General features: G+C 61.4%; 22 protein-coding genes. 12 read left to right on the forward strand and 10 right to left on the reverse strand.

Annotated features, from left to right (window positions below; translation table 11 throughout):
* The first annotated feature begins 14 nt into the window (after positions 1–14).
* From lptC to recJ, 5 genes are all read left to right on the forward strand, one after another.
* Positions 15–578 carry an LPS export ABC transporter periplasmic protein LptC gene (gene lptC / locus MTP16_RS06240; protein WP_243516858.1) on the forward strand — a complete coding sequence of 188 codons (564 nt, stop codon included), beginning with the start codon at positions 15–17 and terminating at the stop codon, positions 576–578.
* Positions 579–605: 27 nt separating this feature from the next.
* A complete protein-coding gene (locus MTP16_RS06245) occupies positions 606–869 on the forward strand; it encodes a hypothetical protein (protein ID WP_243516862.1) in 264 nt (87 codons plus the stop codon).
* Positions 870–1044: 175 nt separating this feature from the next.
* Entirely contained in the window at positions 1045–3168 is a 2124-nt protein-coding gene (locus tag MTP16_RS06250; protein ID WP_243516865.1) for a peptidylprolyl isomerase, read from the forward strand.
* Positions 3169–3417: 249 nt separating this feature from the next.
* Positions 3418–5241, forward strand: coding sequence for a tetratricopeptide repeat protein (locus MTP16_RS06255; protein WP_243516869.1), 1824 nt, complete (start codon positions 3418–3420; stop codon positions 5239–5241).
* A 288-nt stretch (positions 5242–5529) separates the two neighbouring features.
* A complete protein-coding gene (gene recJ / locus MTP16_RS06260) occupies positions 5530–7269 on the forward strand; it encodes a single-stranded-DNA-specific exonuclease RecJ (protein ID WP_243516872.1) in 1740 nt (579 codons plus the stop codon).
* Between the two features lie 86 nt (positions 7270–7355).
* Here the strand turns inward: recJ and MTP16_RS06265 are convergent, their stop codons facing one another.
* Entirely contained in the window at positions 7356–7715 is a 360-nt protein-coding gene (locus MTP16_RS06265) for a DoxX family protein (RefSeq protein ID WP_243516875.1), read from the reverse strand.
* Between the two features lie 192 nt (positions 7716–7907).
* Between MTP16_RS06265 and MTP16_RS06270 the strand changes: the two genes are divergently transcribed.
* Together MTP16_RS06270 and MTP16_RS06275 are read left to right on the forward strand one after the other, a co-directional pair.
* On the forward strand, positions 7908–9068 hold the full coding sequence (locus MTP16_RS06270) for an acyl-CoA dehydrogenase (RefSeq protein WP_243516878.1): 1161 nt from the start codon (positions 7908–7910) through the stop codon (positions 9066–9068).
* 158 nt (positions 9069–9226) lie between these two features.
* Positions 9227–10153 (forward strand): helix-turn-helix domain-containing protein, encoded by a 927-nt coding sequence (locus MTP16_RS06275; protein WP_243516879.1) that lies wholly within the window; start codon positions 9227–9229, stop codon positions 10151–10153.
* A gap of 74 nt (positions 10154–10227) precedes the next feature.
* Here MTP16_RS06275 and MTP16_RS06280 read toward each other — a convergent pair whose 3' ends face one another.
* Positions 10228–11061 (reverse strand): hypothetical protein, encoded by an 834-nt coding sequence (locus MTP16_RS06280; RefSeq protein WP_243516882.1) that lies wholly within the window; start codon positions 11059–11061, stop codon positions 10228–10230.
* A 203-nt stretch (positions 11062–11264) separates the two neighbouring features.
* A complete protein-coding gene (locus MTP16_RS06285; RefSeq protein WP_243516885.1) occupies positions 11265–11618 on the reverse strand; it encodes a hypothetical protein in 354 nt (117 codons plus the stop codon).
* A 333-nt stretch (positions 11619–11951) separates the two neighbouring features.
* Here MTP16_RS06285 and MTP16_RS06290 point away from each other — a divergent pair, with 333 nt between their 5' ends.
* The 4 genes from MTP16_RS06290 (at position 11952) to MTP16_RS06305 (ending at position 16893) form a co-directional block, all read left to right on the forward strand.
* A complete protein-coding gene (locus tag MTP16_RS06290) occupies positions 11952–12668 on the forward strand; it encodes a C40 family peptidase (protein ID WP_243516887.1) in 717 nt (238 codons plus the stop codon).
* A 240-nt stretch (positions 12669–12908) separates the two neighbouring features.
* A complete protein-coding gene (locus MTP16_RS06295; protein ID WP_243516890.1) occupies positions 12909–14633 on the forward strand; it encodes a DUF1800 domain-containing protein in 1725 nt (574 codons plus the stop codon).
* Between the two features lie 189 nt (positions 14634–14822).
* Positions 14823–16397 carry a DUF1501 domain-containing protein gene (locus MTP16_RS06300; RefSeq protein WP_243516892.1) on the forward strand — a complete coding sequence of 525 codons (1575 nt, stop codon included), beginning with the start codon at positions 14823–14825 and terminating at the stop codon, positions 16395–16397.
* A gap of 190 nt (positions 16398–16587) precedes the next feature.
* Positions 16588–16893: a hypothetical protein gene (locus tag MTP16_RS06305; protein WP_243516895.1), complete on the forward strand. Its 306-nt coding sequence runs from the start codon at positions 16588–16590 to the stop codon at positions 16891–16893.
* 73 nt (positions 16894–16966) lie between these two features.
* Here the strand turns inward: MTP16_RS06305 and MTP16_RS06310 are convergent, their stop codons facing one another.
* The 4 genes from MTP16_RS06310 to MTP16_RS06325 all read right to left on the reverse strand — a co-directional run bounded on the left by MTP16_RS06310 (position 16967) and on the right by MTP16_RS06325 (position 22477).
* On the reverse strand, positions 16967–18097 hold the full coding sequence (locus MTP16_RS06310; protein ID WP_243516898.1) for a TonB family protein: 1131 nt from the start codon (positions 18095–18097) through the stop codon (positions 16967–16969).
* Positions 18098–18135: 38 nt separating this feature from the next.
* Positions 18136–19068: a TonB family protein gene (locus tag MTP16_RS06315; RefSeq protein ID WP_243516901.1), complete on the reverse strand. Its 933-nt coding sequence runs from the start codon at positions 19066–19068 to the stop codon at positions 18136–18138.
* Positions 19013–21448, reverse strand: coding sequence for a penicillin acylase family protein (locus MTP16_RS06320; protein ID WP_243516903.1), 2436 nt, complete (start codon positions 21446–21448; stop codon positions 19013–19015). Before MTP16_RS06320 ends, MTP16_RS06315 begins: the two co-directional genes overlap by 56 nt.
* Before the next feature lie 147 nt (positions 21449–21595).
* Positions 21596–22477, reverse strand: a complete 882-nt coding sequence (locus tag MTP16_RS06325; RefSeq protein ID WP_243516905.1) for a septal ring lytic transglycosylase RlpA family protein — start codon at positions 22475–22477, stop codon at positions 21596–21598.
* Positions 22478–22824: 347 nt separating this feature from the next.
* On the opposite strand from MTP16_RS06325, the gene MTP16_RS06330 reads away from it, so the two are divergent.
* Positions 22825–23742, forward strand: coding sequence for a DUF72 domain-containing protein (locus MTP16_RS06330; protein WP_243516907.1), 918 nt, complete (start codon positions 22825–22827; stop codon positions 23740–23742).
* A gap of 88 nt (positions 23743–23830) precedes the next feature.
* Here the strand turns inward: MTP16_RS06330 and MTP16_RS06335 are convergent, their stop codons facing one another.
* The 3 genes from MTP16_RS06335 to MTP16_RS06345 form a co-directional block, all read right to left on the reverse strand.
* Positions 23831–24421, reverse strand: a complete 591-nt coding sequence (locus MTP16_RS06335; RefSeq protein ID WP_243516909.1) for an arylesterase — start codon at positions 24419–24421, stop codon at positions 23831–23833.
* A gap of 171 nt (positions 24422–24592) precedes the next feature.
* Positions 24593–24895 carry a DUF4286 family protein gene (locus MTP16_RS06340; protein ID WP_243516911.1) on the reverse strand — a complete coding sequence of 101 codons (303 nt, stop codon included), beginning with the start codon at positions 24893–24895 and terminating at the stop codon, positions 24593–24595.
* Positions 24896–25007: 112 nt separating this feature from the next.
* Positions 25008–25454 carry a DUF6526 family protein gene (locus MTP16_RS06345; protein WP_243516913.1) on the reverse strand — a complete coding sequence of 149 codons (447 nt, stop codon included), beginning with the start codon at positions 25452–25454 and terminating at the stop codon, positions 25008–25010.
* Between the last annotated feature and the right edge of the window lie 81 nt (positions 25455–25535).

Raw genomic sequence — 25535 nt, forward strand, 5'->3', positions numbered from 1 at the left:
TTCTTTCGCCTCCCATGACCATGCGCGCATTCGGAAAACCGGCAGGAAGCCTGGTGCTGGCCACGCTGGCCCTGGCCAGCTGCGAAAAGCAGAAAATGAGCGGCCCGCTGACCGTGTATACCGGCCCGCTGATGGAAACCACCAACGTGCGGACGCTCATCAGCGACTCGGCCAAGCTCAAGTTTCAGCTCACGGCCCCGCTGGAGCAGCAGTTTGAAAACGGCGACGTCATCTACCCCAAGGGCATGGTGGTCACGTTCTACTCGGCCGACGGCAAGAAGACGGTCATCAACACCCTCACGGCCAAGTACGGCAAGGTGGATAAGGCCAAGAACCTCTACATTATGCGCGGTAAGGTACAGGTGGTGAACGTGCCCAAAGAGCAGCGCATGGACACCGAGGAGCTGTTCTTCGACAAAACCAAGCAGGTGATTTACACCGATTCGGCCATGGCAGTGCGCATGGAAACGCCCACTGAAATCCTGAACGGCCACGGCCTGTGGGCCAAGCAGGATTTGAACCCTTACCGCATCTACCACCCGTCCGGTATCATCGACAAGGTGGGCGCGGGCCTGTAGGCAGCCGCTCGCGCGGACTTTTAGCTTATGAAATTCGACAAATCCTTACTGCGCACCGTTCTCTTCGCCGTGGGCGTGGTGGCCATGGTGATTGGCATCTACCAGACGATATACTACAACGACCTAGGCCGCAACTACTGGATTTTCATGGTTTCGATGACCTGCTGGATGCCCTTGCTCTACTGGCGGCAGCAGGAACGACTGGAAGCCAAAATTGCCGAAGAAAAAGCCAGACAAGCTCAGCAGGCTCGCGCCAAAACGCCGGCCAAATCGGCCAAGAAGCGCCGCTAAACGCAGGTGGGTTGGCTAAGCCGCTCGCAGCCAACCGTTGAGCCACGGGAACGATTGGGGATTTTTGCGAAGCAGTTTCCGCGCTTAAAATTGGGTAAAACTTTGATTCCCGGTCAAATTCTGGTTATTTTGCGCCTCTTTTGACCAACACGACTTCGATTCTTTTGACAAGTAAATGGCTTTAATTAACACGATTCGGGAAAAATCTGGCTGGGCGGTAGGCACCGTGGCGGTCGGGATGCTGCTCTTCATTGTGGGCGGCGACCTGGTGGGCGGCAAAAACCGCCTCTTCAACCGCAACGAAACCGTGGTGGGCGAAGTGGCCGGCCAAAAGGTGGAACTCGCCGACTACAACAATGCGCTGGACCAGGCCAAAAACGCCTTCGTTGCCCAACAGCAGCGCCAGCCCGACGACCAGGCCATGGGCTACCTGCGCGACCAGGCCTGGAACCAGACCATTTACAACCTGGCCTTCCAGCCCGAGTTCGACAAGCTGGGCCTGAAAGTATCGGACGACGAGCTGGTGGACATGGTGCAGGGCGATAACATCAGCCCCGGCATTAAGCAAGCCTTCACCGACCAGAAAACCGGTCAGTTCGACAAGGCCCGCCTGATTGACTACCTGAAGAACCTCGACAAGCTGCCGCCCGAAAACCAGATGGCCTGGCACAATTTCGAAGCCAACCTACCCATCGAGCGCCTGCGCAACAAGTACAACGCCCTGCTGAAAAACTCGGTGTACGTGACCACGGCCGAAGCCAAGCGCTTCGATGCCAACCAGAACGCCAAGGCCACGGTGAAGTACCTGTTTGTGCCCTACGGCAGCATCTCAGACTCGGCTGTGAAAGTGACGGACTCGGAGCTGCAAGCTTACCTCGACAAGAACAAAGGCAAGTACAAAGTAGAGGACGGCCGCTCGGTGGAGTACATCACCGTGCCGGTAGTGGCTTCGAAGGAAGACAGCGCCGCCGTGAAAACCTCGATGGCCGACCTGGCCACGCAGTTTGCCTCGGCCCCAGTCGATTCGCTGTTTGTGGGCGCCAACTCGGAGCAACCCTACAACAAGGCTTTCCGCAGCCCCGCCGACCTGCCCGAGGAACTGCGCAAGCAACTGCCCCTGGCCTCGGGCAAAATCTACGGACCTTACGCCGAAAATGGCACCTACTCGCTGTACAAGGTGACGGGTACCGGCGCTGGCAAGCAGGCCGCCGCCCGTGCCAGCCACATCCTCATCAAGGCCGACGGCACCACGCCCGAAGCCAAAGCCGCCGCGAAAGCCAAAGCCCAGGACATCCTGAACAAAATCAAGGGCGGCGCCGACTTTGCCGCGATGGCCCGCCAGTTTGGTACCGACGGCACCAAGGACCAGGGCGGCGACCTGGGCTGGTTCGGTCAGGGCCGCATGGTGCCCGAGTTTGAGAAAGCCATTTTCGGCGCCACCAGCACCGGCCTGCTGCCGAATGTGGTGGAAACTTCGTTTGGCTACCACGTCATCAAAATCACGGCCGTGCCCACCAAGCAGACCTACCAGGTGGCCGAGGTGAAGAAAACCATTGCCCCCAGCGACGCCACCCGCGAAGCTGCTTACGCCAAAGCCCAGGAGCTGAAAGGACAGGCCACCGACCTCGCCAGCTTCCGCGCCCTCACCACCAAAGACAAGACTTTGGTGAAGCAAGAAGCCAAAAACCTCGACCGCGGCGCCCGTAGCGTGAACAACCTGCAAAACGCCCGCGAAATGGTGCGTTGGGCCTTCGGCGTAGGCCCGAACGGCTCGGAGACCAAAGTGGGCGACATCTCGGAAGTGTATGAGATGGGCGACCAGTACGTCATTGCTGCCCTCACCGACGAGCGCACCAAAGGCACCGCCACTATCGAAGGCCTGCGCCCCGAGCTCACCGCCTTGGTACGGAACGAGAAAAAGGCCCAGCAAATCATGGACAAGCTCGGCAAGGGCGGCACCATCGAGAGCATGGCGGCCAAGTACGGCCCCACCGCCCAGGTGGGCACAGCGCCCAACGTGGTGCTCGGCCAAGGCAGCATAGCCAACATTGGCTTCGAGCCGCTGGCCGTGGGCAAAGCCTTCGCGCTGAAGCCCGGCCAGACTTCGGCCCCCATCCAGGGCGAGCAGGGCGTGGTAGTGGTGCAGACGGAGAGCGTGACGCCCGCTCCGGCCCCGGCCAACCTCAAAAACGTGCAGCAGCAGCTGGCCCAGCAGCGCGCCCAGCAGCAGGACGGCAAAATTTACGAGGCCATTAAGGCCCACGCCAACGTGAAAGACAACCGTACCAAGTTTTTCTAGGTCGTCAATCCGCAAGTTTGAAAAGGGCCGTACCTTCGGGGACGGCCCTTTTTCGTTTTCAAGGGCCTGAAAATAGGCTTGGGCCTCATGGCACGAGTAGCCTGAAGCTGCGCTTCGGTTCGCGTCTGCCTCGTTCAACGGGCCGAAGCTCAGCTTCCGGGTACTCGTGCCCCACGGTTCGGCTGCGTTGAACGAACCCGTTGTGGCCCAACGTTTATTGCCTTATCCGATTACCAAGTACCTTCTTCCATGCGCCCGTATTCTTTTCTGCTTGCTGCTTCCCTGCTCACGGCCGCACCGGCGTTGGCCCAGCAGCCTAAGGGCTGGGTGCCAATGAGTGGCACGGCCCTGGCCCAGGACTACGCCCGCCGCGGCGAGCACGAGAAGGTGGTGTTTCTGTTCGAGAAGCTGTCGACGGAAGAGCAGGCCAGCCCGGCCGTATTTCCGCTTTACCTGACTTCCCTGCAAGCCCTGAAACGCTACAAGGAAGCCGAAAAAATAGCCAAGAAAGCCGTGAAGCTGCACCCGGAAGATGCCACCCTGGGCGTAGCCCTCGGGGGCGTGTACGCGGCGGCGGGCGACAAACCAGCTGCTGATAAACAGTGGCAGAAAGTGCTGGCCCAGCTCACACCCGCGCAGGTGGTGCCAGTGGCCACCGAGTTTGGCCGCCGCGAACTGCCCGAGTGGACCGAGCGCACCTACCTGCGCGGCCGCGCCCTGGCCAAAAATGACACCGAGTACGCCCCGCAGCTCATCCAACTCTACACCCAGACGCAGAACCAGCCCCAGGTGCTGGCCGAAACCCTGCGCCTCGTGGCCCAGGACGACAAGCAGCTGCCATTCGTGCGCAACATGCTGCAAAACGCTCTGCACGAGGAAAAGGACTTCGATGCGCTGGAAAAACTGCTGCTTACTGCTACACAAGAGCATCCCGAGCAGGCCGCCTACAGCGAGCTATTGCTGTGGCTGCAGGTGCAGCGCAAGGATTTCAGCGGGGCTTTGGTGCAGGCGCGGGCCCTGGACCGCCGCAGCCGCGGCGAAGGTGTGCGGGTGCTGGAGTTGGCCGCTATTGCCCAGCAAAACAAGGATTACGAAAGCGCCATCGATGGCTACGCTTACGTGGCTAAGGAATACCGCAACGGTCCCTACGGCAACCTGGCCCGCCAGCGCTTGCTGCAGGCCCGCGAAGCCCAGGTAAGCACGACATACCCCGTCGATTTAGCGAAAGTGCGGGCTTTGGTGACCGACTACGAGCAGCTGCTGGCCGAACTGGGCCGCACGCCCGCCACGGCGCCGGTGCTGCGCAACCTGGCCAATCTGTACGCCTTTCAATTGGGCGACCGGCCCAAGGCCATGGCTTTGCTACAGGAAGTTATTGATATGCCCCGGGCCAGCGACGAGGTGATTGACGAGGCTAAAATCACGCAGGCCGACTTGTACCTGCTGAAAGGCGAGCCCTGGGAGGCCACACTGCTGTACTCGCAGGTGGAAAAGTCGCATAAAGACTCGCCGCTGGGCTACGAGGCTAAGCTGCGCAACGCCCGCCTGAGCTACTACGCCGGCGATTTCAAGCTGGCCCAAAGCCACCTCGACATCCTGAAGGAAGCCACCACCCGCGAAATCGCCAACGACGCCATGCAGCTCTCGCTGCTGATTCAGGACAACACCGTGGAGGACACACTGGGCCTGGGCCTCAAGGCCTACGCCGCCGTAGAGCAGCTGGTCTTTCAAAACAAGGTAAAAGAGGCCATCGCGGGGCTTGATGCGCTGCTGGAGAAGTTTCCCGGCCACTCGCTGTCCGACGATACCTACTATCTGAAAGCCCAGTTGCAGCGCCGTACCGGCGACTTTGCGGGCGCCATTGCCACGCTCGAGCGCATCACCAACAACCCCAAGTACGATGTGCTCAGCGACGACGCGTTGTTTCTGCTGGCCCGCATTCAGGAGGAGGACGTGAAGGACAAGGTGAAAGCCCAGGAGCTCTACAACCAGGTAATTACCAAATACCCCGGCAGCATTTACGTGGCCGAGGCGCGGAAGCGCTTCCGCAAGCTGCGTGGTGATGGAGTGTAGATGGCACGAGTACCCCGAAGCTCCTGCTTCGGTTCACGTCTGCATCGTTCTAAAAGCCGAAGCAGGGGCTTCGGGGTACTCGTGCTACCCAAAAAACACGAACATGAGCGCCAAAACCAGAATGAACGTGCCGTACATCAGCGCATCGGTGCCGATGTATTGGCGGTATTTCTGGTAAAAATCTTGCAGCTTGCGCATAGCGGGAGGGAGGGGCCGCCCCAAAGGTACGCCAAGGGGAAAGCGCCGGGGTTTGGTCGTACTTTTAGGACCATTTTGACGAAGTACCCGATGCCCGTATCCGCGATTAAGCGGTGGAATTATATCCCCGAAACCGACCCGGCCCTGGCGCACCGCCTGGCGCAGTCCCTCTTCATTGCCCCCGAAATAGCCGCCCTGCTGGTGCAGCGCGGCCTCGACACGCCCGAAGCTGCCGCTGAGTTTTTCCATCCCGACCTGCGCCGCCTCCCCAATCCGCTGCTGATGCGCGACATGGCCCGCGCCGTGGCCCGTTTGGTCAAAGCCCTGGAGGGCGGGGAAAAGGTGCTGGTGCTGGGCGACTACGACGTGGACGGCATTACCTCCGTGGCCACGGTGATGAGCTACCTCACGCCCCTGTTTGGCGCCGAGCGGCTGCGCGACTACATCCCCGACCGCTACACCGAGGGCTACGGTATCTCTCAGAAGGCCATTGACTTTGCGGCCGATAATAGTTTCGGGCTGGTGGTGGCGCTCGATTGCGGCATCAAGGCCGTGGAGCAGGTAGCCTACGCCAGCAGCCGCGGCGTCGATTTCATCATCTGCGACCACCACTTGCCCGGCGAGGAGTTGCCCGCCGCCGTGGCCGTGCTCGACCCCAAGCGGGCCGATTGCCCGTACCCCTACAAAGAGCTGTCGGGTTGCGGCGTAGGCTTCAAGCTGATGCAGGCGCTGGGCGAGCACCTGGGTTTGCCCGTGGAGCCGCTGCACGATTTGCTGGATTTGGTGACGGTGAGCATTGCGGCCGACATCGTGCCCATTACCGGCGAAAACCGCATTCTGGCCTCCTACGGCCTGCGCCGCTTCAACGAGGACATTGCCCTGCTGCGCCCCGGCCTGGCCGCCCTGCGCGAGCTGGCCACCCTGCGCGAGGGCCCATTGGGCATCAGTAGCCTGATATTCGGTTTTGCGCCCCGCATCAACGCCGCCGGCCGCATGGGCGACGCCCGCCGCGCCGTGGCCATGCTGCTGGCCCCCGACCAGCAGGAAGCCCGCTACACTGCCGAAGTGGTGGACCAAATGAACCAACAGCGCCGCGGCTCCGACCAGCACACCACCCAGGAGGCGCTGGACATGATTGCCGGCGACCCGCTGCTGCAAAACGCCCGCGCCACCGTGCTTTACAAGGCCGACTGGCACCAGGGGGTGCTTGGCATCGTGGCCTCACGCTGCCTCGACCAATACTACCGGCCCACCGTCATCCTGACGCAGCGCGACGGCAAGGCCACCGGCTCGGCTCGCTCCGTAGCTGGGTTTGATGTACACGAGGCCCTAGAAGCCTGCGCGCCGCTGCTCGACCAGTTTGGCGGGCACCGCGCCGCCGCCGGCCTCACGCTGAAGGTGGAAAACGTGCCCGCTTTCCAGCGCCGCTTCGAGGAAGTGGTGGCCGATACCCTGACCACCGAGCACCTGGTGCGGCCCGTGGAAGTGGCCGCCGTGCTGCCCATCGGCCGCATCACCGAAGAATTCTTTGCCGAGCTGCGCCGCATGGAGCCCTTCGGCCCCGGAAACCCCAACCCGGTGTTTGCCTCGCAGCGTCTCATTGCCGTGCCCCACAGCGCCCGTGTGGTGGGGCAGGGCCACCTCAAGCTGCGCCTGGCCTCGGCCGATACTCAGGGCCCAGCCGTGGACGCCATTGGCTTCGGCTTGGCCGACTACCTGCCGCAGATTGAGGAAGGCCAGCCCTTCAGTGCCTGCTACACGGTGGAGCTGAACGAGTACCGCGGCCAGCGCGCCGTGCAGCTGCGCCTGCTGGACGTGCGTTGGGAGTAGTTTGAAGGGTTGAGTTTTGAGGGTTGAATGTTGAGTTAAAAAAGTCGCAAACTGATTTTCTCAACTCAACATTCAACCCTCAAAACTCAACCTTTCATCACCTTCCACACCCACCACAGCAGCGGCAGCTGCAAGGGCAGTCGGCCCCAGGCCGCCCAGCCGGGAATGCCCAGCTTTTCGTGAATCAGGGCCATGTACACATTGGCTGGAAATACCGCTACCAGCAAGGCCAGCAAGCCCCAGCCCGCCAGGCGGCGCGTCGGCTTTAACAGTAAACCAATACCGCCCAGAATTTCGAAAAAACCACTCACGTACACCAACGCGGGCGGCTGTGGAAACTGGGGCGGCATGATGGCCAGGTAAGTGGCGGGGTGCACAAAGTGCCAAAGGCCGGCCAGCACAAAAAGCAAGGCCAGCGCATAGCGGCTGAGCAGGCGAAGGAACATAGAGCCGCAAAAGTGCGCCAGGAAAGTTGCCCCGAAGCTGTAGCGGTTTATACTGAAAATGCAGTTGGGTGCTAGAATCTTTTGCCCCGTTTTGGTTGTCGTAGGAAAGGTCGGATGCCTCTGCGGACCGCCTTGCCTAACGCCCGTTAGGGCGTACTTTTGTGCCAACTAATAAACTTTCCCACCACACCCATGCAAACCGCCACATCCTCTAGTATTTACCAACTTACCGAAGAACAACTGGCCGTGCGCGACGCCGCCCGCGACTTTGCCCAGAGTGAGCTGTGGGCCGGCGTAATTGAGCGCGACGAGCACCAGAAATTCCCCGCCGAGCAAATCAAGAAGATGGGCGAGTTGGGTTTCATGGGCATGATGGTGAGCCCCGAGTACGGCGGTTCGGGCCTCGATACCGTGAGCTACGTGCTGGCCATGGAGGAAATCTCGAAGGTTGACGCCTCGTGCTCCGTGATTATGAGCGTGAACAACTCGCTGGTGTGCTGGGGCCTGGAGAAATACGGCACCGAGGAACAGAAGCGCAAGTACCTGCCGCGCCTGTGCTCGGGCGAAATCATCGGCGCCTTCGCTCTGAGCGAGCCCGAAGCCGGCTCCGACGCCACCAGCCAGCGCACCACCGCCGAAGACAAAGGCGACCATTACCTGCTGAACGGCACCAAAAACTGGATTACCAACGGCACCACCGCTTCGGTTTACCTCGTCATCGCCCAAACCAACCCCGAGCTGAAGTCGCGCGGCATCAACGTCCTCATCGTGGACAAGGACATGCCGGGCTTCGTGCAGGGCCCGAAAGAGAACAAGCTCGGCATCCGCGGCTCCGACACCTGCTCGCTGATGTTCACCGACGTGAAAGTGCCCAAGGAAAACCGCATCGGCGAAGACGGCTTCGGCTTCAAATTCGCCATGCAGGTACTGGCCGGCGGCCGCATCGGCATCGCCTCGCAGGCCTTGGGCATTGCATCCGGCTCGCTCGAACTGAGCTTGAAGTACGCCAAGGAGCGGAAGGCTTTCGGCGTGGAAATCGCCAAGCACCAGGCCATCCAGTTCAAGCTGGCCGACATGGCCACCAACGTGGATGCTGCCCGCCTGCTCTGCCTGCAAGCGGCTGCCGATAAAGACGCCGGCAACGACTACGGCAAGTCGGGTGCCATGGCCAAGCTCTTCGCTTCGAAGGTGGCTATGGAAGCGGCCGTGGAGGCCGTGCAGATTCACGGCGGCTACGGCTTCGTGAAGGAATACCACGTGGAACGCTTCATGCGCGACGCCAAAATTACCCAGATTTACGAGGGTACTTCGGAAATTCAGAAAATTGTGATTTCGCGGGATATCCTCAAATAAGGCGCGAATTGCCTAAAATTCAGATTCATTGCACAAAACCCAGCCACTTTTTGGCTGGGTTTTTAGTTTTTGTGAATTTCAAGGTGTTATATTGCACTGCGATTTGTACCTATCCATGTAGGTCGCATTTATAAACCGCCTTTTTGGCATCTTGAATTATGGAAGATTACAATAAAGTCATTGAATCGTTGGGCGTCCGCTACATCAAGGCGAAGAATCTGGTGCTGCACCAGCCCTTCACTGTGCGCAACTCCTACGACGTTGGTAATAACCTTATCCTGCTGCACAAAGGCCACCTTACTTTCGGCGAAGAATCGATGGTAGTGGAGGAGGGTGAGATGCTCTTTATTCCCGGCGGCCGGCCCACCCGCGTGAGCTACGGCGTCGACCAGAAAAACCGCGTCATCACCAACGATGACCTCATTACCAATAAGGACAAGTTCTTTCACTCCAACGACAACCTCGACCTCATCGGCGAAGACGAGGAAAGCCACAGCTTTGTGAGCTTCGAGGCAAAGGTGTTCGACTCGGTGAACTTCTTCGCCTCGCTCGACGTGCCGGCCTTCCTCATCTCGGGGCAGCCCAAGCTGGCCAACCTCGTGATTAAAGTGGTGGAAGAAAGCATTCAGGACCTGCCCGGCCGCGAGCGGCTCATCAACATCTACACCGAGAACATTGTGGTAGAAGTGGTGCGCTACGTGCTGCGCAACAACATGTTTGTGGAGCAGCTGGCCACCAACAGCACCTACTTCAAAGACCCGCGCCTGATTGACCTGTTCAACTACATCAAGGAAAACCTGGGCGGCGACCTGTCGAACAAAGTACTCTCGGGCGTAGCCAACGTGAGCGAGGACTACGTGGGCCAGTATTTCAAGATGCTGACCAACATCAACCCGCAGGACTATATTGAGTACCAGCGCATGGAGCGCGCCGTGTTCCTGCTGCGCACCACCAAGAAAAGCATCCGCGACATCGGCAAAGAGGTGGGCTACAAAGACACTGCTTACTTCTGCCGCCGCTTCAAGATGATGTTCGGCATCCCGGCCGGCAAGATGCGTCGCCGTGAGTCGGCCATGAACATCTAAATCACCCTATTGATAGCAACGAAAAAGCCCCGCTTCACATATGAGGCGGGGCTTTTTTGTCTATTTAACGCAGGCTATTCAATGCTGCGGAAATCGTCATTTTTGCCGTGGCTGCTTTCCGAGGTGCGGGCGCCATGGTCGTCGGAAGAAGAACCGTAGCTGCTAGCGGAACGGCCGCTGCCCGAGTTGATGCCCGTGTTGCTGGACGAACTGCCGGAGGCGCCGCTGTTGTAGCTGGAGCCGCTGTTATAGCTGCTGCCGCTGGTGCTGCCGTAGCTCGAACCGCTACCGCCGTAGCGGCTGCCGCTGTTGCCATAAGCCGAGCCGCTGTCGGAACGACTGGAGGTACCCGAGGCCGACTTGCGGCTCGTAGAAGCATCGGGAGCTTGGTAGCCGTAGCTGCGGCGGCCGTAGCTGCCGGTGTCGCGCTGCTTGCCGTAGTTGTAGCTGGCGCTGTCCGACGACGAGGAAGACTTGCCTTTGCGCAGGGCCAGCCAGCCCAGGCCGGCGGCCAGAATGGCACCGCCCACTACTTTCTGGGTGGTGCTGAGCTCATTTACGCGCGAGAGGGCACGCGAGCCCCAGTCTTTCACGCCTTGCGGCAACTGGTTCACGTTGTCGAGCACGCCCGAGTCTTCAATCCATTTTTTGCCGCTGTTCAGGGCCGTGTCGAGCAAGTTGCCCTCCTGGTCGTTGGTTTGCTGGCCTTCGCCTTGGCGGTTGGTGCCGGCGTTGGCGGTAGTTTGGCTGCTAGCATCCGGGGTAGAGGACGAGCTTTGCGCGCTGGGGTTAGATGCTGATTTGCGCGAAGCGGCCGAAGCCCCGCTGGCCGTGGCCGAAGGATTTTGCGAAGTGCGGTTAGTGTCGTTCGTGTTCGACGTGCCGAACTGGTCTTGCTGGTTATCCATGATAATGAGACGGAAAGGAATGTGAGAAGAAAGGAAGAAGGTGCCCTGCCGAAGCAGGAAAGCGTGGGTTTTATTCGTAATCGACCGGTGGGAAGTTGCATGAAGCCGGCTTTATTTTGGATAAGGCCCGAATTCCATTGGCGCAAAAAAGCCTTCCTGTTTTTGGCGGGAAGGCTTCTGGTAGGAAACAAATAGTTAGAAACTTAGGCGGGCGGGCTGGCGTGGCGGGGCAAGGGCCGCAGCACGTGGTTGGGGTTGGCCAACACCACGCGGCGGGCTTCTTCGCGGGCTTCCACTTCATACTTGTTGTGGTAATAGCCCACGCGAGCCGACTCGACCAGGTATTTCCAGAGGAAAGGCAGCAGGCCGTGCTCGCGGTATTGACGCAGGTGCACGGCTTCGTGCGCCACCCACTCGGCATCGGCCAGAAACTCCTCGCGGGAGGTGCCGCTCAGGTGCACGGTTTGGCCCACCACCATGGCCACCCGCGGGGCCTTCAACACCATGCGGGCAATGCGGGCCAGGGGCGAATTAATCCAGGTGCGGAGAGTTTGCATAAAGCAAGATAGAGAAATAGCGGAACCGCGTATTTACGAACAGAATTCGGGCATGGTTGCAAGTGCAAGTAAGATTATAAGCTAATTAAGTATGATTTTATAAATAAAATTAGAATTTTTCTTCTAAAAAGTGCGGAGCTTATCGAAAGTTTAACTTAGCTTTACCCAACGACCCAGACCATCGGGAATATAAATTTCCCGATTCAACTTCTTTTTCTCTTCTCTTCACCCGGCCCATTACGGCTCTGCCTATCGCATAAGAAATCTACTAGCCCGGCTCTTCTCACTCGTTGCGAGAATCCGGATTTGTGCTTCCTCACCTAACGACGGACAATGAAAAATACGATTCTGTATTGCCTCGCCGCTGGCTCCCTTGCTCTCTCCTTCTTCTTTGAACGCGCCCCCGATGCTTCGGCAACGGCCCGTGCCACGGCGGCACCGGTCGTAGCCGAAGCATCGATGCTTCCGGCCCTGACGATGGACGAGCCCACCCTGGTAGCCCCCGCCGGCGATGGCGACCCAATCGCAAAGCCCACCGCCGCCGAACTGGCCGCCTCGCGCGACTCGCTGGCCTACCACTACTACGCCCAAACGCTGGGCCTGCACTTGGCTTTCAACGAGAACAAGGACCTGCTCCGCACCGTAACCGATTGGATTGGGGCGCCTTATTCGTACGGCAGCAATTCGCGCCGCGGCACCGACTGCTCGGGTTTCGTGACCCGCGTATTCCGTGAAGTGTACGGCATCAACCTGATTCACTCCTCGCGCGCCATGTTCAGCACCACCAAGCGCGTGGCCAAGAGTGAGATGGAAACCGGCGACTTGGTGTTTTTCCGTCGGGGCAAGGGCCCGATTTACCACGTGGGCATCTACCTGAAAGACGGCAAGTTTGCCCACTCGGCCACCAACGGCGGCGTGATGGTTAGCTCGCTAAACCAGCCTTATTACCACCGCAACTTCTACGCTGCCGGCCGCGTGCGCGCCGCCAAAGCCGCCGACGAAGCGCTGGTAGCAGCTGCTGCCGTAGCGGCCGCACCTACCGAGGAATAAGCTTTATATGCTCAATGCAAGGCAATGCGCCCGGCCCACAAGGCCGGGCGTTTTTTTTGGCCCGTTCACCAAGTAATTGGCGCCGTTGGCGGGGAAATTCATCTTGGGCTTATGTGGAAACAGCCATATTGTGATTAAACCCCGGATGCCCTTTTAAGTCTAGGGTAAGCCATTGGCTCAGAAGCAAAAGGCAGCTAGCTGCGGCGATGGTTCTGGGCTTCATTTTTCATGCGCTTGCTTATGAATCGTAGACATTTCCTCCACCGAAACGCCGCCGTACGCAGCGCCCCGGTTGCGGCCGGTCGGGAGGCGCCCGCCACCATGGTGCAAGACCCGCCCGAAACCGTGAGCCGCTACGCCAATAAGGTGCTGCCCACGTTTGCTTCGCGCCTCACCAGCACGCTCACGCCCTACACCGGCACCTGGGGCGAGGCGCAGGCCGCGCACCTGCTGCGCCGCTGCTTGTTCGGGCCCACCCGCTCCGAGATTCAAACGGCCGCTGCCTCCAACCTCACGGCCGCGCTCAATGGCCTGCTCACAGCCCCCGCCACGGCGCCCGACCCGCCCCTAAACGTGAGCACCACCGATACCAGCGTGGCAATTGGCACGACCTGGACCGGGCAGGTATTCGACCAGAATTTTGAGGGCGTGCGCCGCACCTCGCTGCGCGATTGGTGGCTGGGCCAGCTGCTGACGCAGAGCACTTCGCTGGTGGAGAAAATGACGCTGTTCTGGCACAACCACTTCGTGGTGGAATTTGGCGACATAAATGACGCCCGCATGGGCTATGAATACTGCCGCCTGCTGCGCCAGTACGCCCTCGGCAACGTGAAGCAGCTGGCCAAGGACGTGACCGTAACTCCGGCCATGCTGCGCTACCTCAACGGCAACCAGAGTACGGTGGGCGCCCCCAACGAGAACTACGGCCGCGAACTGCTGGAACTCTTCACGGTGGGCAAGGGGCCGCTCATCGCGGCAGGCAACTACACCAACTACACCGAGGCCGACGTGCAAGCTGCCGCCAAAGTCCTCACCGGCTGGCGCGACCAGAATGCGCCGGTGGGCAGCTACTTCACCGCCAGCCGCCACGACACCACCACAAAGACGTTCTCGGCGGCTTTTGGCAACGCTACCATTGCGAATAGCGGCGCTACTGAATACCAAAACCTCATCAACCTCATTTTCCAGCAGGCCGAAACGGCGCGCTTCATCGTGCGCAAGCTCTACCGCTGGTTTGTGTACTATGTGATTGACGCGCAGGTCGAAACGGATATCATTCGGCCACTGGCTACGCTGTTGATTTCCAATAACTTCGAGGTAGCGCCGGTGCTGCGCACGCTGCTCAGTTCCGAGCACTTCTTTGATGTGCTGAACATGGGCTGCCTCATCAAGAGCCCGCTCGATTTCACGGTGGGGCTGTGCCGGCAAATGCAGGTGGTATTTCCGCCCGCCTCTGGCCCGGTGGCGCAGTACGGCATGTGGAACTACCTGAACGCGGTGACGTCGCTGCAGCAGCAGGTCATCGGCGACCCGCCCAACGTGGCGGGCTGGGCGGCTTACTACCAAACACCGCAGTTCCACGAGCTGTGGATAAACGCCGTGACGCTGCCCCGCCGCAACCAGATTACCGACTTGCTTATCGGCGCGGGCTATACGCGCAACGGCGTACGGATTGTGATTGATGTGCTGGCGCTTACGCAGTCGTTCCCGGCCGCCACGGCCTCGGACTGCAACCTACTCATTGCTGAATATGTGAAACTGATGGTGCCCATCACACTCACGGCCAACCAGCTGGCGTTCCTGAAAGCGGCGCTGCTGCCCGGCTTGCCCGATTTTGAGTGGACCGTGGAGTGGCAACAGTACCTGGCCGCGCCCACCAACACGGCCAAAAAAGCGGCCGTGACCACCAAGCTGCAAGCCATGCTGCGCGCCCTGATGGGGCTGGCGGAATACCACTTGAGTTAGCGAGTAGCCGGGGCTGTCATTGCGAGGAGGCACGACGAAGCAATCCGTCCTGTCAAAACCAGACACGCTCTTTCGTGACAAAGCCCAATCCGGAAACGGTGGGCAGATACTTCATCACTTCTTAAAAGTGTCTGAGTGCTAGAGGACGGATTGCTTCGTCGTGCCTCCTCGCAATGACAATTTATCCCCATGAAACGTCGCGAATTTCTCCAAACCACGGCTGCGGCCGCTGCCAGCACGGCTTTCCTGAGCGGCTTGCCGGTGGGCGCCTACGGCTACTCACCCGAGCTGGCGGCCCTCACCAACGCCACCACGCAATCGGATAAGGTGCTCGTCATCATTCAGCTGCAGGGCGGCAACGATGGCCTGAACATGATTATCCCGCTCGACCAATACTCGGCGCTGATGGCGGCGCGCTCCAATATTGCGCTGCCTCAAAACCAGGTGCTGTCGCTCACCACGGCCACGGGCATTCACCCGGCCATGGCCTCGCTGCAGAACCTGTACCAGAACGGGAAGCTGGGCGTAGTGCAGAGCGTGGGCTACCCCAGCCCCAACTTCTCGCACTTCCGGGCCACCGATATCTGGACCTCGGGCTCCGACTCGAACGTGACCTGGAACACCGGCTGGGCCGGCCGCTACCTCGACGGCGAGTACCCCGGCTTCCCCACTGGCTACCCCAATACCCAGAACCCCGACCCGCTGGCCATTAGCATCGGCTCGGTGGTGAGCAACTGCGCGCAGGGCCCCAGCGTGAACATGGGCATGGCCATTGCCAGCACGTCGTCTTTCTATCAGCTACTTAGCGGTGGGGTGGACGCGGCCCCGAACACGCCTGCCGGCCACGAGTTGACGTTTATCCGGCAGGTGGTGAGCCAGACGCAAGTATACACCACCACCATTCAGGCGGCGGCCCGTCGGGCCCAGAACCTCTCGCCGCTTTACCCCACGGCTGGCCAGAATTCGCTGGCCGACCAGCTCAAAATCGTGGCCCAGCTGGTGGCCGGGGGCCTGCAAACGCGCATCTATGTGTGCAACCTGGGCGGCTTTGATACGCACACCCTGCAGGTGCCCGCCACGGGCGGCACCACCACCGGCGCCCACGCCACCTTGCTGGGCAAAATTGCCGAAGCCGTGAATGCCTTCCAGGACGACCTGCGCCGCCTTGCGGTGCAAGACCGGGTGGTGGGCATGACGTTCTCGGAGTTTGGCCGGCGCATCAAGTCCAACTCGGGCCTGGGCACCGACCACGGGGCGGCCGCGCCGCTGTTCGTGTTCGGCACCAAGGTGAACCCCATGGTGCACGGCGCCAACCCTACGCTGCCCGCCAACGCCGGCGTGAACGACAACGTCAACATGCTGTACGACTTCCGCAGCATCTACACCAGCATCCTGCAGGACTGGTTCCGGGTGACGCCGGCTACGCTCACGCAGCTTTTCGGCCGCAGCTTCCCCTACGTGCCCGTGCTACGGCCCGGCGCGCTGGCCACCACCAAGGCTGCAGAAGTGGCCGACTTCACGGTGTATCCGAACCCGGTGGCACGCGACGGCCGCACCACCGTGGCCTACGAATGCGCTGGCGGCCACGTGCAGGTGGCGTTGCTCGACGCCCTGGGCCGCGAAGTGCGCCGCGCCGTGGACCGCGTGCTGGCCATCGGCCCGCAGTTCCTGCCGGTCGATTTGAGCGGCCTGGCCCTTGGCGCCTACCACTGCCAGGTGCGCGAAGCCAGGCGCACGGGTTCGCGCCTGGTAGTGGTAGAGTAGTTTGGCGAGTATAAACAAATAACCGGCAATTGATTTGGCTGTATGATAAATGGTTAGCTCAATCAATTGCCGGTTGTTCTAGGGAAAAGTGGCTGGAAAGCTAGACGTAGGCAACGGTTTTGCGTAGAGGATTTTCCGGGGCCCGCGCCCTGCTTTCCTTTCATTCCCTTCTCCAATCACACTTTCTTATATGGAAGCGCAAATCGAACAACAACTGGAAAAAATTCTGCCCGAAGACCTCGCCCGGACTTTTGAGAGCGCCTACCACGTATTCCAGGGCGACCACGAGCGCATGGACGACCTGCTGAAAAACGGCGGTGTGCTGCTGCGCAAAGTGGCCCGCAAACTGTCGCCCACCCAAACCATTCTCGGCATCGCCGCCATTGCCGCGGTAGCCGTGGTGCTCATCAACCGCGCCACCGACGATGACCACGAAGGCGAAGCCCACGACGTGAGCAAGCCTAAAATTGGCGGCAAAGACCAAGACAAGAAATAGATTCGGTACCGAGCCACGAGAAGGCGACGCCCACGAAGGCGTCGCCTTTTTTGTGCCCAAACGCGGAAACTGGCTAGCGGATGTCGACCAGCACGGGCACCACCAGCCGCACGGCCACGGCCTGCCCGCGCTGCCGCCCCGGCTCGAACCGGGGCAGGCGCAGCGCCGCGGCCATAATGGCTTCATCCACGGGGCCACTAATGCTTTTGAGCATCATGGGTCGCGTCACGCGGCCGTCGGGCTCCACCACGAAACTGACTTGGCCTTCGCCGTTGGTGACGCGCTCGGGATAGTTAATTAGCTCTTGTAAAGCGGTTTGTGCGGCCGTGGGGCCGGTGCGCCCGGGCAAAGTAGGCATTTGCTCGACTTGGCTGTATACCTGGTTTTCGGGCACTGGCGGCGCGACTCCGGCCGCCGGGGCGGGCGGCCGGAACCAGATGTTGAGCGTTTGGTATACGGCCACGGGCTGGTCGTCGTAGCCCAAGGCAGGCTGCCAGCGCGGCATGGCGCGCACGAGGCGCAGGGCTTCCTCGTCGCAGCTGGCGCAGAGCGACTTCTGCACCTCGCAGGCGCCCACGCGGCCGTCGGCTTTCAGCACGGCCCGCACGGCCACATGGCCCTGGAGGTCGCGCTGGCGCACCTCGGCGGGCACGGCCAGGTTCTTCTGAATGTATTGCTCCAGCGCCGCTTCGCCGCCCGGAAACTGGGCGGCTCGGGTCACTTCATTGGCGGCAAACACGTGGCGCGGCGACAGAAACATGACCGGCAGTGTGAGCAGGGTGGCCACGGGCTGCCCGCCGTAGTAGCCCGGCACGAGGCGGGGCAGGCGCTTCACGGCGGCCAGCGCGGCGGCGTCGCAGGCGGGATTGAGCGACTGCACCACGGCGGCCTGCCGGCCCACGCCGCTCACGCCCACCACGAGGCGCACAAACACCCGGCCTTCGGTGCGGCCTTCGCCCACTTCGGCGGGCAGCTGCACCAGCTTCTGCACGGCTTTCACCAGGGCCAGGTTGCCGCCCCCGCCGGGCAGCGTAGGCATCTGTTCCACGTAGCTGAATACCTGCGTGGTATCGAATGCATACGGGCTGTAGTACTGCGCGGCGGTGGGGCGGGCAAGATGGGTGAGGAGCAGGAAAAACAACCCGCCCAATAGCCACGGTCGGCGGTGCGGTGGGCGCATTCGCTTCAGTTGGTCGGTATTCATGCGGCAAATTTATAGCCGACGTAATCAGCGGCTAGCCATTAATGAGCTGCTGAAGGTTTTTGCGGCAGCCGTCCAAACAGAATGGGCACGGTCATGCTCACCGACGCGGGAAGTCCGTTGAGCTTGCCTCCAACAAAGCGCGGCAGCTGCTTCACGGCGGCCAGGGCGGCGGCGTCGCAGCTGGCGCTTAGCCCCCGAACCACCTTCACGTCACGAATCACCCCGCTGGGGCCAACAATAAAACTCACAAACACTTTGCGCACCAACGTGTCGTTCGCCGCTTCTGCTGGCATTACCAAAGCCCGTTGAATGGCTTGGGCAATGCTGGTGCTGCTTTGGCTTTCCGGCAAGTGAGGCATCTGGTTTACCAGCGGATACACGCGTTTCAGCGTGTCGAGCAAGTCGGCCTTTGAGTCTTGCATCCGAAACGTGACGGGTACGGTCATGCCCACGTCAACCGGCTTGCCCTGCTGGGTGCCCGGAACGAAGCGGGGCAGGTCCCGCACTGCAAGCAGAACGGCTTCCTCGCAGCCGCCGCCAATCTTGCGCACAATTTTGGTATCACGAACTTCCCCGGTTTTGGTCACCATAAAGTACACCATCACAACCCCTTCGATGCCCAGCTGCGCCGCTCGGGTCGGATAGTGCAACCGGCTCTGAATGGCGCTCACAATGGCCCGGCTGCCGCCGCCACCGGGCAGCGTTGGTAGCGCCTCAACGGACGTGTATTCCTTGCCCTTGACTTCTTCAACCATTGCAGGCGCCGCCGACTGGCCGGAAGCTGTGAAGGACAGGCTGAGGGCAAAAAGCAAAGCCCCGGCCAGCATCCGGCCGCCTGGAGCAGCGAAAGTCAACATTGATTTCATCGTCAACGCAGCAAGGGTGTGATGTTGATTGATAAGGAAGCCAAGTAATTTATTGTCCCTTAAGTGCCCAAGACGTGGCCACGCGCGGGTTGGCCTCGTGCACATTTTTCAGGAATACCAGTTCGTCGAGCTGACCCACGCGCCAGGTTTCCATCATACTGTTGTAGAACGGCGAGCCAGGGTTGCCGCTCTGCCCGCCGGGGTACACGCCGTAGGCGCGCAGCTGCGGGCCCAGCTCCACCACCATGCGCCAGCTGGGGCCCGTGCGCTCGGTGGTGGCATTCACGATGCCCGCGCCGCCGCCGCAGTCCACGTCCATCACCCCGAAGCCGGGGAGCTTGAGCAGGTGCAGCACGTCGGTGCTTTTCTGGGCGGCCCAGCGCCATTTGTCGCTCTGCGGGCCGTATTTGCGGGTGAGGCTGTCCACGGCCCAGCGCAGGCTTTGGCGGGCCAGCAGGGGCAGGGTTTCGCGGGCGCGGGTGCGGCGGTCGTCAATCCAGCGGCTGCTGTCTTCTTTCAGAATCAGGGTGTTGGTGCGGTCGCGGGCGGGGTAGCGGTAGGCGGGGCCTTTGGGGTCGAGGGGAAAGTCATCGTCCCAGAGGCGCTTCACCAGGTTGTCGTACCACAGCTCAAACAAGCTCGGCCCGATGGCTCCGGCCGCGTAGTGGTAGTTCCAGACCTGTAGTGAGGCCAGGGCCCGGCCCTCGGGCGAGGAGGGCGGCAGCGTGCCGGCCAGGGCCAGCATGCGCGGCAGCATGAGTTGTGCGTTCAGGCCCAGGTCGTCGTTCTGAAGTAGGCGCAGGCTGTCGGCCGTGGCGCGGGGCATCCGGCCCAGGCGCTGGTTGATGCGAAGGCCCCGCTCCGACGAGCCGTAGTCCCAGTTCAGGTAATACGGGTAGTCTTCGGGCCGCACCGACGACTGGTTGGCCGACGACACGAAGTCCCGCGCTGGGTTCTTCACGTGCGGGTTCTGGGCAGCCGGAATCCAGCCCTGCCACTCCTGCGCTGGGTCGCGCCCGTCGAGCAGGTACTTGCCCTGCTCGCGCCATTTCAGCGGGAAGCGGCCATTGGGCCACAGGGCAATATCCTGGGCCGTGTTCGCAAAAACAAAGTTCTGCGCCGGGGCGCCGTAGCTGGCCAGCGCCGCGGTATAGTCGGCGTAGGAGCGGGCGCGGTTGAGGCGGTAAAAGGTCAGGAACTCGTTGGCCGCGTCGTGGGCCGTCCAGCGGGCGGCGTAGCCGATGGGCGTCTGGGCCATGAAGGGCGTCTGCGGCCGCTCATACACCACCGGGCCGTGGTGGGTGTAGAGCACAGTATCGAGCCGGTCGGCCTGCCCGCGCACCTTAATGCGCTCCACCACGCGGCGCACCGGCTTCCACTGGCCCGCGTGCCAGTACTCGCGCCGCCGGGCGTCCCGAAACTGAATCTGGTACCAGTCCAGCACGTCGGCGTAGGTGTTGGTCACGCCCCAGGCGGCCTGCTCGTTGAAGCCGATGATGGCCGTGGGCGTGCCGGGAATGCTCACGCCGTACACGTTCACGCCCGGCGCGGCCAGCTGCACCTGGTACCAGATGCTGGGCAGGTTCAGCTGCAAATGCGGGTCGTTGGCCAGGATGGGGAAGCCCGTGGCCGAGCGGGCGCCGCTCACCGCGAAGTTGTTGGAACCCAGCTCCCGGTCGGGCTCCTGATTGGGCGTGTAGGGCGCTTCGGCCGCCGCGAAAGCGGGCGGTACGGGCGGCACGGCCAGCGGCTGGAAATCGAGCGGCGTGCCGGCTGGCACCACCGGCGACTCCCGGGTGGGGTAGTCCGGAAACAGGTCGCGCATCACCGCCGGGCCGTACTTGCGCAGGGCGTTGCTCATGCGCAGGTCGTCGGAGCGGCCCGTCAGGTCGAAGGCCATGTACTTCAGGATGAGGGCGCTTTTCAGCGGCTCCCAAGGCTCGGGCGCGTAGTCGAGTAGCTTGTATTCGAACGGGTAGGTGGCCGGCGTGAGGCTGTTGACGTAGGCATTTACGCCCTCGGAATAGGCCCGCACCACGGGGCCACTCACCGGGTCGGCCAGGGCCGCAGCGGTTGATTTTTGCGCCCCGAAGCCCAGGCCCATGCGCCGGAAAAACCGGTCGGTTTCGAGCCGCTCCGGCCCCACGATTTCGGCCAGCCGCCCGGCCGCCACGTGGGCCACAAAATCCATCTGCCAGAGCCGGTCGCGGGCCGTGAGGTAGCCCTGAGCGTAGTACAGGTCGTGGTCGTTTTGGGCGAAGACGTGCGGCACGCGGTGGTCGTCGTAGCGCACGGTCACGGGGAACTGCAGGCCGGGCAGGGCCAGCGTTTGCTGCGCCGGGAAATCGCCGGCCTTCTCACCGTTTTGCCAAAAGCCGCGGTAGGGGCTCAGCAGCTTGCCGAGCGGCGGCAGGTTGCCGTGCTTGGTATTCAGCGCCCACACGAGCGCGAGGCTGGCAACCAAGGCCAACAGGGCTTTAATCATTTAACAATTAACATTTATCATTTAACAAGTCGCCCAGAAGGCGCAGGTAGCAAGAAGCAGCAATTAACAACAATGCCAGCAACTACCCGCACACCAGCGCCACCTGGGCGACTTGTTAAATGATAAATGTTAATTGTTAAATGAAACTCATCGCAGCGCCACCTCGCGCACCAGCCCGCCGATGCCCCAGAGTAGCAGCTGCTGGCGCACGGCTTCGGCCTCGGGCTTCTCGCCGAACTGGCCCACGAGCACGCGGCTGCGCTGGCGGCCATCAAGCAGCTCCTGGGCAACTTCCACTTTCAACTCGGGCAGCAAGGCTTTGATGCGGGCCTGCACGGCCGTAGCGTTGGCCGCGTCCACGAAGGAGCCGGCCTGAATGAGGAAGCCCGCGGGGCAAGTCACTGTCTCGGCCGCGCTGATGACTTTCGACTTGGCCGTGCCGGAGGCGGCGATGAGGGCACCGTGCGCGTCCACGGCTGCCGAGTCGGCGTTCACGGCCGGAAGGTTGAGTACCGAGTAGGTAGTGAAGGCGGCGTCGGGGTTGGGGTCGGCGGCCACGAGGCCGGACAGGTTCTCGGGGGCAGTAGCCGGGCCCAGGGGCGTTTCGTCGGCCACTACTTCGGCCACCACGGTGGCGGCGCCGCATTCGGTGATGCCCAGCGGGCGGGCGGCAATTTCCGACAGGTCGAGGATGCGCTGGTGGCGGAAGGGGCCGCGGTCGGACACGCGCACGACCACCGTTTTGCCATTTTTTACGTTCGTGACCCGCAGGCGAGTGCCGAAGGGCAGGGTTTTGTGGGCGCAGGTGTACTTGTTGCGGTTGTAGCGCTCGCCGCTGGTGGTGCGTCGGCCCTGCAAACTACTCGCGTACCAGGAGGCCCGGCCGCGCAGCACGGTGGTGCTGACGCTGGGGGCAGATGCTGCCTTGGAGCCACGGGCGGTGGCATGCGCCGGAGCGCTCAGGAAAGACAGCAGAAAGATGAAGCAACTGGAAAGGACGAGTAAAGCAGAGCGACGAAATAAAATCATGCGTTTTGCAGATGGTGAGCAAAACAAACATAGGCCTACCCGCCTAGGCAATTGCTAAGTTTTCCATCCAGCTACTAATTGCATTGGTTGAAAAATTGTCCTATTTCCATAAAACTTGCATTTAATTAACCTTCATCTTGGCCGGAAATGTAGCCGTGAGGCGGCGTGAAACTATATTTTCTCAAAACCAGCCCTAGCCATTGCGCAGGTGCGAAAATTAGATTATGCGACGGGTATAAAATTCGGGCATCGGCCCGCCAGACATCTTTGAAACCTGGTTGCACAAGTCCAGCTTTTTTCGTATGGGCCTTGCCGGCCCGCCGGCACCTGAACCGTACCTTTGCCCCATGGATTTTGGCCGCTTGCCCGACCTGCGCTACGTTGATTTTCGGCTGCCGCCCGACCACCCCGAAACGGCCCGCGTGCTGGCCAAGGCCCGTCCCGCGCAGCCCGCGCCCGCCCGCCTGCACGTGGGCTGCCCCATCTGGACCAACAAGGAATGGCTGGGCAGCTACTTCCCGGCCGGCATCAAGGAGCCCGACTACCTGCACTATTACGCCCAGCAGTTCAACAGCATTGAGCTGAATACCACGCATTACCGCATTCCTGACGCGGCCACCGTGCGGCGCTGGCGCGAAGCCGTGGGGCCCACGTTTAAGTTTTGCCCCAAGCTGCCGCGCAGCATCAGCCACGAGCGGGAGCTGTTTCAGGCCGACGACCTGGTGGTGACCATGGCGCGGGCCTACGAGGCACTGGGCGAGAACCTGGGCTGGGCGTTTCTGCAGCTGCCGCCGCATTTCGGCCCCGAGCACCTGCCGCGGCTGGAGCGTTTTCTGCTCGACTTTCCCGAAACCGTGCCCTTGGCCGTGGAGCTGCGCCACCCGCGCTGGTACGCCGACCGGGGGCTGGCCGATGCTGTGTTCGCCACCTTCGAAGCCCTGAACAAGACGCTGGTGATAACCGACGTGGCCGGCCGGCGCGACGTGCTGCCCATGCGCCTGACCACGCCCGTGGCATTTATCCGCTTCAACGGCCACGGCCTGCATAGCACCGATTACGAGCGCGCCGACGCCTGGGCCGAGCGCCTGGCCGCCTGGGTGGCCCAGGGCATCCACGACATCTACTTTTTCATCCACCAGAAAGACGTGCGCCACGCTCCGGTTTTTGCGCAGTATTTTCTGGAAAAGGTGCGCCTGTTGACGGGTATTGTAGTGGCGCCGCCTTTCATTATTCCGCAGCCGGTGCAGGGAAATTTGTTTGGGTAGAACGTGTACCCCGATGCTCCCGCTTCGGCCCGTATGAACGATTGATGTTCAAGCGGGCCGAAGCGGGAGCATCGGGGTACACGTGCTGCTACGAGCTAACCGGCTGCTGCAGCAGCGGCCCCAGCACCTGCCACACGTTTTCGGCCAGGATTTTCTGGCCTGCGGGGTTGGGGTGCACGCCGTCGGGCAGGTTGAGCTCGCGGCGGCCCAGCACGCCTTGCAGCAGGAAAGGCACAAAGGGCAAGCTGTTTTTCTCAGCCAGGGTGCGGAACAGGGCTTTGAATTCGGCGGCGTAGTGGGCCAGGCGGTGGCCGCCCAGCGGGCCCAGGTCGAAGGGAAACTCCAGGCCGGCCAGCACCAGTTGGGCCTGCGGATACTGGCGCCGCACGGCGTCGATGATGAATTGCAGGTTTTGGGTGGTTTCGCGCACCGGAATGCCGCGGATGCCGTCATTAGCGCCGAGGGCCAGCACGAACACATCGACCGGATGGCGCGCCAGCACCGAAGCCAGGCGCTGGCGCCCGCCGGCACTGGTTTCGCCGCTCACGCCGTAATTGTAGGCTTTATAAGAAAGGTGTTGCTCGTCGAGGCGCTGCTGCAGCAGCGAGGGGAAGCTTTCGGAAGCGCGCAGGCCGTGGCCAGCGGTGAGGCTGTCGCCAAAGAAGATGATGTTTTTCATACCTGCTTTTTAACAGCTTGGAGGCCGGTTTCGTGCCGGAGCGACCTGCTAAAAAGCGCGTCATGCTGAGCGCAGCCGAAGCATCTCGCGTGCGGCAGTAGCTTATTTACTCTCGCGGTAGAGATGTTTCGGCTGCGCTCAGCATGACGTGCTAATAAACCTTCGGCCGGCTTATTCCACCACCTCCAGCATGGTGCGGAAGGAGTGGTAGCGGCCGGCGAAATGCTTGTCCATATCGGCGCGCAGGGCGGGGGCGCACACGTTTTGGTAGGCTTCGAGCTGCTCCAGGCTGATGCAGTAGTACTGAGCGGCGTAGGTGACGCCGTTGTCTTCCTCGTTGAGCATGCGCAAGAGCTGGCTCTTGATGAAAAAGCCGCTTTCCATCACCTCGGGCATGTGGGTGGTGCGCATATAGTCCAGCCATTCATCGGCTACGGCGGGGTCGATGCTGCTGGTGACGTTGTAGAGAATCATGGGGGCAATGAGTGAATGAGCGAATGGCTGAATAGGGTGAATGAATCAGGCGCGTAGAATGAAGAGTGAAAATCATTCACCCATTCACTCCTTCGCCGATTCACTCATTGAATCAGACGCGCATGGTGTCGAACTGAAAATCGGTAATACGGGCCTGAATGTCTTTGGGCGAAAGCTTTTCCGAAGCGGCGGCTTGGGCCAGGGCGGGCAATTCGGCGTCGCCGGCCAGGCGCAGGCTCAGGATTTGCTTGAGTGTGAGCTGCTTTTCCAACTCGGCGAAACGCCGGCCGCTCACTTCAAAATAGCGCTGACGCACCTCAAGCCGGCAGATGCGGTCCTGCAATTGCAGGGCGTAGTGCTGGCGTAGCATCACGAGCACACCCAGTCCGATGACGGCCAGCGCGGCCACCGTGAACCACAGCCGGGCTATCTGGTCGTCATCGCCGGCCACTTTGGTGTAGCGCGTGATGGCGTAGCCGGCCATGAGCAAGGCCAGCGGCATCAGCACGAAATGGTGCCACGGGTAATACATGGGGGTGTTTTTGGTGGGCGTGGCCATGCGGGGAAAAGGCGTTTGGTGAGCGAAAGTAGGGGAGGCGCCGGAGAAGCCGGGCAACAAAAAACTCCGACCGGAGCCGGA

The sequence above is a fragment of the Hymenobacter monticola genome, from assembly GCF_022811645.1.
Classification (GTDB): domain Bacteria; phylum Bacteroidota; class Bacteroidia; order Cytophagales; family Hymenobacteraceae; genus Hymenobacter; species Hymenobacter monticola.